Origin of the sequence: Pseudomonas sp., from assembly GCF_028293835.1 — a bacterium.
GTDB lineage: Bacteria > Pseudomonadota > Gammaproteobacteria > Pseudomonadales > Pseudomonadaceae > Aquipseudomonas.
The window spans coordinates 1-15,402 of record NZ_JAQGNX010000143.1; the positions used below are offsets into that span (position 1 = coordinate 1).

The 15,402-nt window shown below is 58.5% G+C and carries 12 protein-coding genes; 5 read left to right on the forward strand and 7 right to left on the reverse strand.

Annotation, left to right across the window (positions count from 1 at the left end):
• From JWR17_RS19535 to JWR17_RS19560, 6 genes are all read right to left on the reverse strand, one after another.
• A partial coding sequence (locus JWR17_RS19535) for an IucA/IucC family protein (RefSeq protein ID WP_299833909.1) occupies positions 1–1,006 on the reverse strand: 1,006 nt, incomplete at its 3' end.
• Complete coding sequence (locus JWR17_RS19540) at positions 1,003–2,148, reverse strand: MFS transporter (protein ID WP_299833911.1); 1,146 nt, start codon at positions 2,146–2,148, stop codon at positions 1,003–1,005. The genes JWR17_RS19540 and JWR17_RS19535, both read right to left, overlap by 4 nt.
• Entirely contained in the window at positions 2,133–3,911 is a 1,779-nt protein-coding gene (locus tag JWR17_RS19545) for an IucA/IucC family protein (protein ID WP_299833913.1), read from the reverse strand. Before JWR17_RS19545 ends, JWR17_RS19540 begins: the two co-directional genes overlap by 16 nt.
• Positions 3,908–5,107, reverse strand: a complete 1,200-nt coding sequence (locus JWR17_RS19550; protein ID WP_299833914.1) for a siderophore biosynthesis protein PvsA — start codon at positions 5,105–5,107, stop codon at positions 3,908–3,910. The genes JWR17_RS19545 and JWR17_RS19550 overlap by 4 nt, the downstream gene beginning before the upstream one ends.
• Before the next feature lie 78 nt (positions 5,108–5,185).
• Positions 5,186–7,270, reverse strand: coding sequence for a TonB-dependent siderophore receptor (locus JWR17_RS19555; RefSeq protein ID WP_299833916.1), 2,085 nt, complete (start codon positions 7,268–7,270; stop codon positions 5,186–5,188).
• Between the two features lie 16 nt (positions 7,271–7,286).
• Entirely contained in the window at positions 7,287–7,988 is a 702-nt protein-coding gene (locus JWR17_RS19560; protein ID WP_299833918.1) for an aldolase/citrate lyase family protein, read from the reverse strand.
• 452 nt (positions 7,989–8,440) lie between these two features.
• On the opposite strand from JWR17_RS19560, the gene JWR17_RS19565 reads away from it, so the two are divergent.
• The 5 genes from JWR17_RS19565 to JWR17_RS19585 all read left to right on the forward strand — a co-directional run bounded on the left by JWR17_RS19565 (position 8,441) and on the right by JWR17_RS19585 (position 14,680).
• Positions 8,441–9,574: a C45 family peptidase gene (locus JWR17_RS19565; RefSeq protein WP_299833920.1), complete on the forward strand. Its 1,134-nt coding sequence runs from the start codon at positions 8,441–8,443 to the stop codon at positions 9,572–9,574.
• 49 nt (positions 9,575–9,623) lie between these two features.
• Positions 9,624–10,565, forward strand: a complete 942-nt coding sequence (locus tag JWR17_RS19570) for an ABC transporter permease (protein ID WP_299833922.1) — start codon at positions 9,624–9,626, stop codon at positions 10,563–10,565.
• Positions 10,562–11,431 (forward strand): ABC transporter permease, encoded by an 870-nt coding sequence (locus JWR17_RS19575; protein ID WP_299833925.1) that lies wholly within the window; start codon positions 10,562–10,564, stop codon positions 11,429–11,431. Before JWR17_RS19570 ends, JWR17_RS19575 begins: the two co-directional genes overlap by 4 nt.
• The gene (locus JWR17_RS19580; RefSeq protein ID WP_299833928.1) at positions 11,431–13,062 is read left to right on the forward strand and encodes an ABC transporter ATP-binding protein; all 1,632 of its coding nucleotides are present in this window, start codon (positions 11,431–11,433) and stop codon (positions 13,060–13,062) included. The genes JWR17_RS19575 and JWR17_RS19580 overlap by 1 nt, the downstream gene beginning before the upstream one ends.
• A 64-nt stretch (positions 13,063–13,126) precedes the next feature.
• On the forward strand, positions 13,127–14,680 hold the full coding sequence (locus JWR17_RS19585) for an ABC transporter substrate-binding protein (RefSeq protein ID WP_299833930.1): 1,554 nt from the start codon (positions 13,127–13,129) through the stop codon (positions 14,678–14,680).
• A gap of 2 nt (positions 14,681–14,682) precedes the next feature.
• On the opposite strand, the gene JWR17_RS19590 is transcribed toward JWR17_RS19585, so the two are convergent.
• Positions 14,683–15,312 carry a GntR family transcriptional regulator gene (locus tag JWR17_RS19590; RefSeq protein ID WP_299833933.1) on the reverse strand — a complete coding sequence of 210 codons (630 nt, stop codon included), beginning with the start codon at positions 15,310–15,312 and terminating at the stop codon, positions 14,683–14,685.
• Positions 15,313–15,402 lie beyond the last annotated feature (90 nt).

Genomic DNA, 15,402 nt, shown 5'->3' on the forward strand with positions numbered 1-15,402 from the left:
AGGTGCTGGCGGCGGGTTCTGCCATTAGTAAAAAGTCCGGCAGCGTCTCGGCGAGTTCAATCATGACCGGTGCCAGCAATCGGGTTAAGGCCACGGCGCTGTCCAGTTCGTACCAAGCGTTCTTGCGCACGCAGTTAGTGAGCCGGACATGCATCGAGAACTTGAGAAAATAGGGCAGATCCGGATGGTAAAGCGTGCGCACCGATGACGTGGGATACAGCGCCAGGCCCTGCGGCCCAAGGTACTCCAGCAGCCCCAGGTCCCGGGCTTGCAGAACCAGTGGGTTGGCAAGGATGCGCTCGACCTGCCATGGATGGCATGGGTACACATCTTTTCTGCCACCGCACATCTGTTGCAGGGTGCGGCGTGGATCTTCGCCCTGATAGTGGATCAGCGTAGGGTCAACGCGAAACCAGTGAAGTTCGAAGCACGCGCCCACTTCCGGTGAGCACGCAAGCAGTGCTTGTTGCGAGATGCCTTCGCGACTTTTCGGCGTTGGATGCAGCGCATGACCCCATATCTGATGTTGTTCCGACATCAACAGGCTGTCTGCGGATTGAGGCTGATGCCGGGAGGAATGGCGAAGGAAAGTGCGGGTAGTCTGAAGGCTGTTATCAACCTGCTGAAGCATCTCTGCGACGCGTTCCGGCTCGCTCAACGGGACGCACAGCAAACGCGCCAGTTCGGTGGCGGTCAACGGGTGCCAACCGTGTGCGTTGCCCTTGAAATACGGCGCGCTGACGAAGTGACAGCGGCCCAGGGCGCTGGCTCGGTCGACCCGCACTGCCAATCGCCCGCTGGGTAACTGAATGCTGATGCATTGCCCGTGTTCTAGTTGACGCAGGCCCATTGGAAGATCTTGGGCGCGATAGTCGAGGTCTGCCTGTTTGCCAGGCAATGCGTACTCGCGCAAGTAACAGTTGAGTAGACATTCGATAGCGTGGCGTTCCGCTTCGCCATCAAGCGCGCGTTCATGCAATGAAGCGTTAGTCAAAGCAAGTGTCATGCTGGAATCTCTCGCGGGTTAACAAGAAGAGGGCGTGCGACAGCCATTGCTGCAATGGCGGCCAGGCAAGCAACGAGGAAAGGTGATGCGATCCCGCACGTCTGGCTGACCAGTCCGGCCGTAACGCCGGCCGCCGTGCCGGCCCATTTTCCGCTGGCGTCGAACCAACCGAACAGCCGCCCGGCACTGCCTTGGCGGCTGCGTTGACTTACGCAACGGTGTAAGCCGACGAAACATAGCAACATGCCAATGCCGCTGAGCAAGCGCAGGGCAAACAGCGGTTCTGCCTGGGTGCTCCAGAACTGCAGCCCATTACTGATGGCCAATAATCCCAATCCGTGCAGCAGCAGATTGGAACCGTGCCGTTGAGCCCACGGTAGGGCGAACAGGTAAACCAGATGGGGCAGGCTATAAAGCAAGCCGATCAAGGCGTCGTTGCCAATGCCTAATGTTTCGCCATAGGGGACGAAATAAGGAAAGGTCACCACCATGGCAAAGCTGAACAAGAACTGCACCGTCAACAGGCGCGGCAGGTCTATCGGTAACTGACTGAGCGGGTCATCGGTTTTTGTCCCTTGGTTTCGCGGGGAGGGTGTGTCGGCGGGCAGTGGCAGAATCATGACGAAGGCCAATAGCGGCAACCAGGCAAGGTATCGATACAGTTCCAGGCCTAATCCCTGCGAGGTGAACAGTCCTAATAGAATGGGGCCGCTGATCATTGCCAGGCGTGCAGAATACTGGGTCCAGTTCAGGGCCCGTGACAGGTCTCCATTTCTGAATTGGGTGGACAGGTAAGCGTTTGACGCCGCCATCGCGCCACCGAACGTGCCCTGAATGATCAGTGCCAGCACGAACATCGTCAGGTTGGTACTGAAACCAGCCAGTAAAAATCCAACAAATAATCCCCCGTGGGCCCGTAACAGCGACAATCGACAGCCTTTTCGGTCCGCCCATCGCCCCCACAGTGGCGCAGCCAGAGCGGTGCACAGCGTCGGCAGTACAAACAACACACCAATGCTCCATCCCGGGATATTGGGTGCTAAATCAGCGAGAATTCGCGGCAGATATAAGGGAATACCTAGCGCCGTGAATGCCGATAAGTAGTGCCCCAGCAGAACGCTGCCAATTAGTCTGCGGCGCATAAGCTTCCCTCCAGCAAGAAGTTGGCCGCGCTATAACCATAAAACTTATTGATGTCTCGGGCGCCGGAGTGCGCCTTGCTGAACAGGCTGCCGGCGCTGAGCAGGTATTTCACCGGTAATGTCGGGCTTTCCAGCAAGAAGCGTCGGGCTTCCGAGCATTCAATGCCTTCGCGCTCCAGTTGTTCAAGGCAGTGGGTCAAGCGTAGGCGCAACGTCTGGTAAAGGTCATGACGTGGCGCCAGCTCCGCGCTAATTATCGCTTCAAGCACGGCGACAATGTTTAGCTGCAAGGTGATCGTACAAAACATCTCGGCCAGTGCCTGGGAGCCATCGACCCGAATGCGTTCGTCATGTAAAGCTGCGGGTCTGTCCGCCATGTCCGGGCATGCAGCCGAGAAGCGCTTCGGCCAAAGCCGCGCGGCGTCGTTGTCTTTCATTAACAAACGCAGGGGACGCCCGGTGTCGAAAACGAGCACGGCGTTTTGCTGATTGGCTTCCAAGGCAATTCCGTACACCAGCCATAGGCGCAAATGCACGTTTAGCAATAGGTCCAGGTAGTCTTCAAGCCAGTGCCACAATGAGCCCGAATAATACTGTTCCAGAAGTAATTCAATAAAAAGTCGGCCGTCCGCCAGTGGGCTGGCCAATGCGGCGACCGGGACTAGAGTCGCCGTCTCCAACTCTCCAGGGTAGTGGCGGGCTATATAAGCCAGGTGACGGTTTTCATCGACATGACCGCCGTGTTCTTCATCGACGTGCAGGTAACGCTGGCGTAATTGAGAATCACGTTGCGATATGGCCTGCAGCGTAAGTTGAAACCAATAGCCGTCGTATAAGGTGCTGGACTTGATCAGTCGCAAATTACGCGCCCCGAGGGTTGTGATGAGCAACGGCAACTTAATATGCCAATGGGGTCGTTCGACGCACATCACCGTACGCACCGATAATGTTGGCTCAACCTCCATCGCGCTTAGCGGTGCCATGATAGAACCCTGGGGGAGGCCGTATTTTTCCAGCTCTGGCCATGTCAGCGGGTGCACCGGCATCAAGGTATGGCTGTTTTCCAGGTTTTGCTTCAAACCCAGTTCTATAAAGCTGGGCCAATGTTTGGGCGCAGGACTGCTGACAGTAATCGCTGTTTTCGGTACCGCCAGCCAGTTGAGCTTGAAGCGTGGCGCGTATTCCGGCGCATAACGTTCAAGTGCAGCTTGATCAAAGCCGCTTTTTGCCCTTGCGGTAGGGTAGTAAGGGTGGTCAAGGTAACTTGCCAACTGGTCGATACCGATCAGGCGCTTTGCCCAGGACGGGTTGCCGAGAATGCCGACCAGGGTCGCGGCGCGTTCTCCATAGGCTATTTGGCAGAGACGTTGATGCTGTACTGCGCAATCTGCTTCCTCTATATAAGCAGCGAATAGCGCCAGGCTGTCAGCGTCCAGACCATTACTCAGGTATTCGAGCCAGGGGCCGTAGCTCTGCTGCAAAACTGACTGCTCACCTTGACGGCAAATCCAGGCGTGACTTGAGGCACTCCACGCCTGTAGCGGCGTGCTTCGATGCACCGGAAGCCAAAGCTCCTGGTTGCTCAAATGGGTTATATGCAGCCAATGGGGACTACCTGTCTTTGGCCATAGGCCGAGCAGGTCTGCTGGCAAGTTTCGGACTACACCTTGAGTCAACAGCCCCCGGATATCTTCCCTCAGGCAACAGTCGATGATGCGCCGCGTAATGACTGCTCGATCGGAATCAAGGGCTAGTTCGCTCATGCCATCACCCAGCGAAGGTCGGCCAGGGTGGCAGCGAAACGGGCTTCCAGGCCTGCGGCATCCGGTGAAATCAGGCGCAGTACGCCCAGGTAATCTTTATTCGAGTGGCTGAGATGGACGTCGTCGCCCGCTTCGCGCAGGGCGCGGTAATCGCACCAGTGGGTGTCCCGTTGATGGCTAAAGCTGGCGGGGACTTGCTGTAGGCGTCCAGGTGCATCAGCCACCACGTAGTGAACCAAGGCCTCGGCTTGGTCTGGTACGGCAGCAGGCAAACTCTCACCCAGGTGCAGGCCGAGGATGCGGTCGAACCAGCCCTGGGGTAACAGACGATCGAGCAAGAATTCCCGGCCATCGCCGATGCTGCGGTAATTGATTTCCACCAACATCGGTCCGTCTGCGGTGAGAATAAACTCGCTGTGGCAAACCCCGAACTGAACACCGAAAGCGCGGACCTGCGCCAGAGCGTTTGCCCTGTGGGCGCGACTCAGTGGACCCTTCCAGCGTGCCGATAATTCGACAAAATAGGGCGGGGGCGAGAGGGTCACGTCAAAGCCACCGACTGCCTGAAAGCGCTGCTGGTCGCCTAGGGTTTCAAGGGTGAACAGCGGACCTTCCATGTACGCTTCAAGCAACAGTGCTCGACCAGGCTGCTGCTGCCAGAAATGAGTGCAGTAGTCGTTAAGTTCATCGGCATTTTGGCATAAGCGGACGTCGAGGCTGGCCACGCCCTGTGTGGGCTTTACCACCAGTGGGAAAGGTGCGTCGCCCGGTACAGTGTTGCCTGCTGTCAGGACTTGAAACCATGGCCCCGGCAAACCCAGATCACGCATGTGTTCGCGCATGGCGGCTTTGTTTTTTGCCCTGTGACACATCAGCCAGTCTTTACCCGGGACGTTAAAGGTTTTGGCGACCAACGCGGTAGAGGTCTGTAGGTGATCGCTGTTGGAAAATACGCCAATCGGACTAAGGCCATGGGCGTTGATCAACTCGATTACCGCCAGTGGATTGAACACGTCACATTCGAGAATCTTCAATTGCTCTGCAGGGGCATCGGAGGCAGCCAGCAGACGTCTATGTTCTTGGGCATGATCGGTGATCAGCACCACTGGGAACCCGCGTTTGTGGGCGGCTGGCAAGAAGCCCTCGGTAATCGCCGCATGTGGAACATGGCTGAGAAAGACGAGTGGACGTTGCATGGTGATGAGTTTCCCGGGGGCAGCAGTCACCCGTCCCGATGGGTTGGGCGACTGGTTTACAGGGGCGCAACTGCGCGTTTAGAAGCGGTAATTTGCGCCGAGCGTAAGGGCGCGTTCCGGGGCTGGCTGCCGGCCCCAAGGGCTGGTATCGATGCCGCGGAAGTAGTATTCGCGATTGAAAAGATTGCTGATGCCGGCTGAGGCGGTCAGGACGCTTTTGTCGTCCAGCTTGAATTCACGTTCCAGTGCGGTATTGAAAACAACGTAAGAGGGCAGTTTACCGACCGTGGCGGCGGCGTCTTCGGCGCCGCTGTTAGCGGCATCGGTGAAGGCGCTGCTGACATAAAGGCCGTCGAGGCTGTAAGTCCAGTGTTCGGCGAAGCGATAACGCGCTTCGGCATTGAACTGGTTCTTCGACGCGAACGGTACTTCGTTACCTCTGTAGCTACCTGTTCGCTGCTTCGCATCCAGGTACGCATAGCTCGCATGCAGGTCCACATTGGGCAACGCAGCGGGGGTCCAGAACAGTTCTGTTTCGATCCCTTGATGGCGGGTGCTGCCAAGGTTTACGTAGCGGTCGGTGGTGGCGTTGTATTCGATCTGGTCGTCGAAATCGATACGGTACAGGCCAACGTCCACCCGCAGGCCCTTCCACGGCGTGTAGCGCACCCCGGTTTCATAGTTCCAGGCGATCTCCGCACCTACGGCGCCTTCCTTGACGATCTGCGTGACTTGCGGCGGGCGCAATGAGCGCTGGGCATTGGCATATACGAACCAGTCATCGGTCGCCTGGAAACCCACGGTCAGCCCCGGCAGCCATTCTTTTGCCAGGTTGCTGTGGGTGAATCCGGTAACACTGTCGCTATAGTCCATCCGCGCATTTTCGTAGCGGATGCCTGGCGTGATGGTCAGGCGACGATCGAACAAGCTGATGGCGTTGCTCAGGTAAGCCGCTTTTGCTTCGTCATTGAATTTCCAGTCCCGGAACACACTGGTCACGCCGGTGTTGAGGGCCTGACGATCGACTCGGTAGTCGATGTCCTCGCTGACATAGCGCGCGCCCAGCAGCCAGGTTTGTCCGACAGTGTCGCCGTCAATGCTCATGCTTAAGCGCGGCTCGGTGCCCCAGACCTTAAAGTCCCGTGGGCCATCTTGCTTGGTGACGGCCGTTGCGTCCGGGGTGAAGGGCAAGCCGACGACGAAGTTGCGGTAGCTATTGTGGGCGAAGTTGGTCCAACTCAATTGCACCGAGTCGAACGGACCCATGGCTCCCAGTTGCTGCGTATACGTACCCCAGACCCGATCGGTATCGCCTTCGAAACGGTCCAGCGGGCGGGTTGACTGACGAGGGTCGTCCTTATAGTCCTTGACGCTCAATGCGCCGGCGAGGTCCATGTCAGCTTTGTAATGTTGTACGCCGAAACTGAAGTCATGGTTTTCATCGATGTTCCACTGCCCGCGCAGGCGGTAGTTTTGAATATCAGTATCGGAGTGTTCGCGACCGTATTCGCCGTTGATGGTATTGAGGTCCAGTTGCAGCCCGAAATTCTCCGTCAGGTAACCCCCCGTGCCCAAGTAGGTGTCGAATAACTGACGTCCGCCCGGGGCAAACGTGGTGCGTTCGGAAATCGTGGTTTGTAGCGCATGAGGAATCGGCGCGCTGATGAAATTAATAACCCCGCCGACGTTGTTCGGTCCGTACTGTACGGCTGCACCGCCGCGCACGATGTCCACTCGATCAATGGTTGCCAGGGTCATCGGGAACAGGGACAGGCCAGTCTGACCGTAAGGCGCCAAGGCCAGCGGGATACCGTCCGACAGGGCCTGGATACGTCCGCTACGGCTCTCATACAAACCCCGGACAGAAATCTGCGGCAGGGCGCCGGTGCCGGTTTCATCAAAAACCTTGATGCCGGGAACACGTTGCAGTGCGTCGTCGATACCCCGCACGCTGCCTTTTCTCAAATCGGCCGAGTCAATGACGCTTCGGCTACCGGAATAGGTACGGACTTCAGGATCGCTGGCGGTGCCGAGTACATCACCTTTAATGGTGATAGGGGCCAGGGAAACGTCGTTATTTTGCTCATCTGCGAATGCTATTTGGCACACGCTCAAGGAAATCAGGGCGAGGGGGAACGCAAACCGGCTGTTTGTTGTTTTCATGAGGGCTTCGTTTAATTCAGTTAGGGGATTGGAGGCTGCTGAGGCGGTCTTTTAATGCGTAATGCAGGAGGCCTCGGTCTTCTCCGGCCAGAAAGCTTCGGATCCCCCGTTTGCGCCAGAAGGCCTGCTGTTCGAAGGTGCGTGGATTGGCACAAAACGGGACGTTCGCGGTGGCGCAGATGTCGGCCATTGACTGGAGGGCGAGCCAAACGTCCGGGTGCAGGGGGTCGGGGCCCAATCGCAGGTCAAGGGCCAGGTCGAGCGCCCCCTCAAGCACCATCCCGACTCCAGGCAGCGCTAGCATTTGCGGCAACGCGCGCAGCCCTGCGGCCGTTTCGATCATTGGTACGATCGGGCTTTGCTGGTTGGCAAGTTCAATGTAGTCCGGTAACGGGATGCGACCGAAACCGGTCATACGTCCGCCGCTAATGCCTCGTTTTCCCCTTGGCGGGAAATACGCAGCGTCGAGCGCTCGGGTCACTTCGCTGGCGCTCTCGACCCGGGGTAGCACTATGGCCTCGACGCCGGCATCCAGAGCACGACCGATCAGTTTGGCATCGACTTCAGGAATTCGCAGCCAAGCCGAAATGCCTGCCGACTCGCAAGCACGAAGGCTATGCATCAAGTCATCGTCATTGCGCAGTAAGTGCTCCATGTCGAGGATGACGAAATCATAACCGGCCAAAGCGATCATTTCGCACAAGAGGGGAGAGGGCACGGAATTAAGTAACCCGTAAACCGATTCGCCGCTTTCAAGGCGGGTTAAAACAGCTGATTTCCTAATCACTGATCTCGTTCCATGATGTAAACGTGTTCCGATGATAATCGTTATCATTCGCTTGTAAAGATTTTATTTCATCATTTTGTTTCCGGATTATTTTTTCTAGCATCGTGAGCCCCGAAAACGGGGGCCACCCCCCCAATGTTGTGCATTGCAGCTGAAGGAATTGCATTGGCTGGCGAGCAAGCCCGCTCTTGGGCTCGAGGCAATCGGCCACTGTCACCGTTCTGCACGTCTGTGAAGCATGTACCCACCTTGCGCACCGGATTCAGGCATTCCGTCTGGGGAAATCAGTGAGGTATTGAAATTGGCGCCAATATTGTATGGGTTTTTATGAAATTGGCTCACAACTTGCTCTTGGTTCTAGCCAAACACATTGAGGTGGTGACATGAGTCGTCTGTTCCCGTGTATCGACATCAGCGGTGCTCCTTTTGAGCGAGGCGTGCAATACGGCAAAGCCTGCCCGCAGATCATCGCCCGCAGCATCGAAATCTACAGCCAGCAGTTGCTCGATATGGGATATGACTGGGCGGGGATCCGGCGTCTGGTCAATCAGTTCGTGCCCAATATCGAGGCGTTTGAGCCGCAGTATCTGGAAGAAATGCGCGGAATCGCTCAAGGTTCAGGTCATGATTTCGAAGCCATCGTGCTGATCAATGCGCGCACGGAAATCATCCATCTGGGTCGACGCAATCAACATGATCGACCGGAGCTGGACGGCTGCACCGGCGCAATTGTGTTGCCCGGCGCGACCAAGAATAACGAATTGCTACATGGCCAGAATTGGGACTGGCGAATGGAATGCGCCGAGACCGGCATCGTGCTGCGCATTCGTCGTGAAGACGGCCCGGATGTCCTGACCTTTACCGAGGCCGGTGGCTTGGCGCGGGCAGGGCTCAATTCCATTGGCACCGCGATCACCGGCAATAACCTCGAGTCCGACCGCGACTACCAGACCCTCGGCGTGCCGTTGCCGCTCATCCGCCGCAAGGCCCTGGAAGCCAATCATTTTGCCCTGGCGATGAAAACCGTGGCAGTCACCCCCAAGTCCGGCTCCAACAACATGATGCTGAGTCATGCCGGTGGTTTTGCCATCAATTTTGAGTGCGCGCCGGATGAAGTATTTCCGTTGTTTGAAGTCGACGGCCTGCTGGTGCATGCCAACCACTGGCGCAGCCCGGTGGCTCAAGTCAAATTGAAAAATACCGGGATTGGCGGCGCGCCGGAAAGCTTTTACCGCGACATACGCGTCGAGCAACTGCTCAAGCAGCGCCATGGCAGCCTGACCCTGGAACACATGAAAAATGCCTTCTTCGACAGCTTCGGTACGCCGTTCGCGGTCTGTCGGCCACCGCGTCCCAGCTCCAGTGGCGAGGACAATCTGTCGGCCACCGTGGCGATGATTTTGATGCGCCCAGCCATGGGTTTCATGGAAATTGCGCCACTGCCGGCCATCAACCAGGAGTTCGGTCAGTACCAGTTAGACATGGAATCCGATTACGCCCGATACGCCGTGTGGTAAGCGTGGTCCGTTCAGGTCGCGGACTGCGCACCATCATTGAGGGATACCCATGCTCCGTTTGATTGCTCAACGCCTGGCCATGGCGGTGCCGACGCTGTTGCTGATCTCCATCGCCGTGTTTGCCATGATTCGTATGATCCCCGGCGATCCGGCACTGTTGATGCTGGGCGACATGGCCGATCCCGCCAGCCTGGCGCGGTTGCGTCAAACGCTGGGTCTGGACCAGCCGTTGGTCATGCAGTACCTGATTTGGCTCAAGGCGCTGTTTTCCGGCGATTTGGGTCACTCCATTACCAGCGGGCAAGCGGTGTTGCCACTGGTGCTGGAGCGCTTCAGCGTTAGCCTGACCATCGTCCTCAGTGCGGTGCTGCTGGCGGCACTGATCGCTGTGCCGCTGGGCATGCTTGCCGCCTGGAAGCAGGACACGCTGCTGGACCTGGGCCTGGTTACGGCGGCAACGCTGTTATTGTCAGTACCGGGATTCTGGATGGGCCTGCTGTTGCTCTATGCCTTTGGACTCGAACTGGGTTGGTTGCCGGTGGTGGGTTACGTGCCGTTCGGCGAGGATTTCGGCAAAGCGTTGGCTTACGTGGTGCTGCCCATCGCCACCCTGGTGTTGCATGAGAGCGGGGTGATCATTCGCATGGCCCGGGCCAGCACCATTGAAGTGCTGCGCCTGGAGTACATCGCCCATGCACGGGCCAAGGGGCTGACTGAACGAGCGGTGCTCTGGCGTCACACCCTGCGCAATGCCTTTGCTCCGACCTGGACCTTGATCGGGCTGATCCTCGGCAACTTGCTGGGCGGCATTGCAGTGATCGAAACCGTGTTCACCATCCCCGGTATCGGCCGGCTGATGGTCGACTCGATTTACGCCCGGGACTATCCCGTGCTCCAGGGCAGCCTGCTGCTTATCACCTTCGTTTACGTGCTGGTCAACCTGTTCGTGGACTTGATGTATCCGTTGTTCGATCCCCGGGTGAACGTATGAAAACCCTGAGTGAAATCGCTCCGTTGCCGACCATCGCCGTGGTCCGCCGACCCCGGCGTCTGCCTTCTTTCAATGCCTTGATCGGCGGTGTGCTGGTGTTGATCCTGGTGCTGATGGCGGTCACCGGTATTTTCTGGACGCCCTATGACCCGCTGCGGCTGGACCTGGCTCACCGTTTTATGGCGCCGTCCTGGCCCCACGTGCTGGGCACCGACGAATTCGGCCGTGACGCGTTCAGTCGCATCATTATCGGGGCGCGCACCAGTTTGTGGATCAGCCTGTTGACCGTGTCCCTGGCCATCAGCGTTGGCACCGTGTTCGGTCTGCTCGCCGGCTACCTGCGGGGTTGGACCGACCGCCTGTTGATGATGGTCAATGATGCGCTGCTGGCGTTTCCCGGCATGCTTCTGGCCCTCGGCTTGCTGGCGATTGTTGGCGCCAGCCAGTACGGCATCGTCCTGGCGCTGGGCATCGCCTACATTCCCACCGTGGTGCGGGTGGTGCGCAGCACCGTGTTGTCCCTGCGCGAGCGTGAATTCATCGAAGCGTCGCGGGTGATCGGCAATTCCGAGCTGTACACCATGTGGAAGCACATCGCGCCCAATTGCGTGGCGCCGCTCATCGTGCTCGCCACCAGTATGTTTGGCTGGGCGATTCTCTCGGAAAGCGCCTTAAGCTTTCTTGGCCTTGGCGTTCCGCCGCCCGCCGCGACCTGGGGCAACATGCTCGCCTCCAGTCGCCCGCATCTGGTGACTGCGCCGTGGTTGGGATTCTTTCCTGGCCTGATGATCGCCATTGCGCTGATCGGCATCAACCTGTTCGGTGACGCGCTGCGTGATCGACTCGACCCCCGGATGACCCGCTAATGGATACCGTCAAGCCGCTGTTGCGCGTCACCGACCTGTGCATCCAAGTCGGTGGCGAAGGCCCGTTGGCCGTGGATCACTTGAGCTTTGACATGGCCCCCGGCGAAATCGTCGCCCTGGTCGGTGAGTCCGGCAGTGGCAAGACCATGGTTGCCCGCGCCGTCATCGGTTTGCTGCCACCGCCGATGCGGGTGGCGGCCGGTCAGCTGTGGTTCGGCGATGTCGATTTGTGCAGCTTGCCCTACGAGCAACTGCGCAGCATTCGCGGGGCGAAAATAGGCATGGTGTTTCAGGAACCCATGGTTTCGCTGAACCCGACGCTGACCATCGGTCAACAGATGGCCGAAGGCTTGCGTCTGCACACTGATCAGGATGAGAAAACCATCCGCAGCCGTTCGCTGGAAATGCTCCGGCGCATTGGTATCGACGATCCTGAACGCTGCCTGGGCGCGTTTCCCCATGAGTTTTCCGGTGGCATGCGGCAGCGCATCATGTTGGCCTCGGTGATGCTGTTGCGTCCGGCCTTGTTAATTGCCGACGAGCCGACCACCGCCCTCGACACGCTGGCCCAGGCCGATGTCATCGCGTTGATGCTTGAACTGACCCGGGAGCAGGGCACGGCGGTGCTGTTCATCAGCCATGACTTGTCGTTGGTGGTCCGCCATGCCCATAAAGTGGTAGTCATGCGCCATGGCAAGGCCGTGGAAAGCGGCCCGACGCGGCAGATTCTGCTCGGGCCAAAGGCCGATTACACCCGGCAGTTGCTCGACGCATTGCCGACTCGCGGGCACCTGGCGCCAGCCTCTCAAGCGGCGCCATTGGTCGACATGCGCAATGTGACCATCGACTACCCCGGTCGCCAGCGTTTTTTCACCCGCAGCGTCGGCAAGCGCGCCGTCGATGGGGTGAATTTGCACATCGCCGCTGGCGAAACCGTGGCGCTGGTGGGCGGCAGCGGTTCGGGCAAAACCACCCTGGGGCGTTCGGTGGTCGGCCTGATCAAACCGTCGGCGGGCGAGATCTTTTTCGACGGCGTGGACATCCTCAAAAGCGGCAACCGCGAGCACCGTTTGCAATGCCAAATGATCTTTCAGGACCCGGTATCGTCCCTGGACCCACGCGCGCGTATTGCCGACATTCTCGTCGAACCGTTGCGCCATGTGCCGGGCTTGAACCGTGCTGAACGGGCCGAACGGGTCCGTATCATCCTGAAGGATGTTGGCCTGGACGAGATGTTCGCCCAGCGCTTCCCTCACCAGCTTTCTGGCGGACAACGGCAACGGGTTGCCATCGGCCGTGCGTTGATTCGTCACCCGAAACTGGTGATCGCCGACGAGCCGATTTCCGCCCTCGATATGACCATTCAGAAACAGATTCTTGAGTTGTTCGAACGCCTGCAGGGGCAGTACGGCTTTGCCTGCCTGTTCATTTCCCATGACTTGGCGGCGGTGGAGCGCATTGCCCATCGGGTCGCGGTCATGCAACACGGTCGAATCGTCGAAGTCGGCACCACCGCTGAGGTGTTCGATCACCCGCAACACGCTTTTACCCGACGCCTGCTGACGGCCGCTAACCCACTGCAACGCCTGGCCGATGGCGGTTATCAACTGCGCAGCAGTGTCGGATCGTGAACTATTTGGATGCCGTCGTACCCGTGACGGCGCGGATGTCTCTTGGCTTGATAAGGAATCGCTGATGAAACGCTCTTTGAAGAACGCCTTGGCCCTTGGTCTGGTGGCCATGATCGGCACGGGCGTTGCCCAGGCCCAGGCGATACGCCTGGCGCTAAATTCAGACATTCGCAGCCTTGATCCTGGGGTCAACCGCGACGATCGCACTGACCAGGTGCTGCTGCACATGGTCGAGGGCCTGATGGCCTATGGCGAAAAGGGCGAAGTCAAGCCGCTGCTGGCGGAAAAGGTCGTTGTCTCGGCGGACGGCCTGACCTACACGTTTACGTTGCGTCAGGGCGTGACCTTCCATAACGGTGAACCGCTGACCTCGGCCGACGTGCTGTGGAGCTGGAACCGTGACATGGACCCCAAGACCCAGTGGCGTTGCTTGCCGGAATTCGATGGCAGTGGTTTGACCAAGGTCAGTGAGGTCACGGCACCAGACGCCCACACCGTGATCATGCGCCTGGACAAGCCCAGCGGCATGTTTCTCGCCACCCTGGCGCGTACCGATTGCGGTGGCACCGCCGTGCTGAACAAGGCCTCCGTGAATGCCCAGGGCGAACTCGTCAAACCCATCGGCACTGGCCCCTATCAACTGGGCGAGTGGAAACGCGGGCAGTACATCAGCCTCACCAGGTTCGCCAACTATCAATCATTGCCCGGTCCGCGTGATGGCTACACCGGCGGCAAGCAGGCGCTGACCGATGAAGTGCGCTTTGTGATCATTCCCGATCAGGCCACGGTCAAGGCGGCGTTATTTTCCGGCGATCTGGACATGGCCGAAGTGACCGAGACCGACCTTCCGGAAATCAAGAGCCACGCCAACCTCAAGGTGTCCACAGCCCCCAGCGCCACCATGAATGTGCTGATGTTCCAGACCCGCGATTCGCTGCTCAAGGACAAGCGCATTCGTCAGGCGATTGCCGCCGCCATTGATATCAAACAACTGGTGGCCACCACCAGTAACGGCTTTGGAGTCGCTAATAACTCGATCATCAGCGTCGCCTCGAATTATTACAGCGCCAAAGAGCAGGCCGGCTTCAACTACGACCCGGAAAAAGCCGCGCAACTGCTGCAACAGGCCGGTTATCACGGCCAGCCGCTGACCATCGTCGCCAACCGCCGCTCCATGGTGCCGAGTTATGACTTGGCAATCATTACCCAAGCCATGTTGCAGGCGGTGGGCATGAACGTGCAGGTGGAAGTCATGGAGTGGGGCACTCAGCTTGAGCGCTACCAAAGTGGGCGTTATCAGGCCATGTCGTTCACCTATTCGGCGCGTTTTGACCCTGCGCTGAGTTTCGAACAGGTGACTGGCAACAAGGACAAAGAACCGCGCAAAGCCTGGGAAGACCCTGAAGCCATGGAACTGTTGGCGCAGTCGCTGAAAGAAGGCGACGTGAACAAGCGTCAGGCGCTGTTCGACCAGTTGCATGCGCGCTTTATCGATCAAGTGCCGATGATCGTTATGTACAACGGCCTGGACATCATGGCTCTGAACAAAAACGTCGACGGCTACAACGCGTGGATTGGTCAGAAGCCACGGCTGTGGGGCGTCAGCGTCAAGCCGTAAGCTCAGTTCGATAGCGGGATCTGGCGGATATGGGCGGCGATCAGTTGCTTGAGTCGATCACGGTCGTCGTTGCGCAGCGCTTCCACCATTTGGAAATGTTCGCGACTGGACTGCTCGGCGCGCAGGTGGGTGCGCCAGGTTCCGCCGGGTGACGAAGGCGGGCGGCTGCGCATTTCTTCAATGAATTCCACCAATAGACGATTGCTGCACAGGTCATAGAGCGAGCGATGGAAGTCCAGATTGGCGTTATAGCGTTCCAGCAGCGTGCCTTCCTGCACCAGGGTGTGGAAGCGCTGGGCGCTGAGTTCCAGTGCCTGCAAGTGCTCGGGCTGGATCACCATTTGGTTGACCGCCGCGCACTCAAGGGCGACGCGGATTTCCCGTGCGTCCGAGACCTGGGCCAGGTCCGGGGTGTGCACGTAGTACCCACGATTGGGGATGTGCTCGACCATGTGTTTGAGCACCAGTTGGTCCAGTGCTCGCCGGACATCGAGCCGCGAGTAGCCGTAACGCTGCTCCAGGTCGATCTGTTTGAGCCAGCTGCCAGCCGCGAGGATGCCAGCGTTAATGTCTTTGGACATCAGCAGGACCAGTTGGCTGCGTTCGGTAACGGTTTTCTTCAACGCAAGCACTCACAAAGCCCGGAAGGGGCGAAATCATATCCAGCGAGAGGCGTCGGCAATGCATGACCCCTCGCCAACGACGGCTGCCAATAATGGCAC

Excerpts from the sequence above, each read along its gene's own strand:
- JWR17_RS19585 (WP_299833930.1), top strand. The coding sequence starts at position 13,127 with ATGAAACGCTCTTTGAAGAACGCCTTGGCCCTTGGTCTGGTGGCCATG.
- JWR17_RS19565 (WP_299833920.1), top strand. The coding sequence starts at position 8,441 with ATGAGTCGTCTGTTCCCGTGTATCGACATCAGCGGTGCTCCTTTTGAG.
- JWR17_RS19580 (WP_299833928.1), top strand. The coding sequence starts at position 11,431 with ATGGATACCGTCAAGCCGCTGTTGCGCGTCACCGACCTGTGCATCCAA.
- JWR17_RS19555 (WP_299833916.1), bottom strand. The coding sequence starts at position 7,270 with ATGAAAACAACAAACAGCCGGTTTGCGTTCCCCCTCGCCCTGATTTCC.
- JWR17_RS19575 (WP_299833925.1), top strand. The coding sequence starts at position 10,562 with ATGAAAACCCTGAGTGAAATCGCTCCGTTGCCGACCATCGCCGTGGTC.
- JWR17_RS19550 (WP_299833914.1), bottom strand. The coding sequence starts at position 5,107 with ATGCAACGTCCACTCGTCTTTCTCAGCCATGTTCCACATGCGGCGATT.
- JWR17_RS19540 (WP_299833911.1), bottom strand. The coding sequence starts at position 2,148 with ATGCGCCGCAGACTAATTGGCAGCGTTCTGCTGGGGCACTACTTATCG.
- JWR17_RS19545 (WP_299833913.1), bottom strand. The coding sequence starts at position 3,911 with ATGAGCGAACTAGCCCTTGATTCCGATCGAGCAGTCATTACGCGGCGC.
- JWR17_RS19570 (WP_299833922.1), top strand. The coding sequence starts at position 9,624 with ATGCTCCGTTTGATTGCTCAACGCCTGGCCATGGCGGTGCCGACGCTG.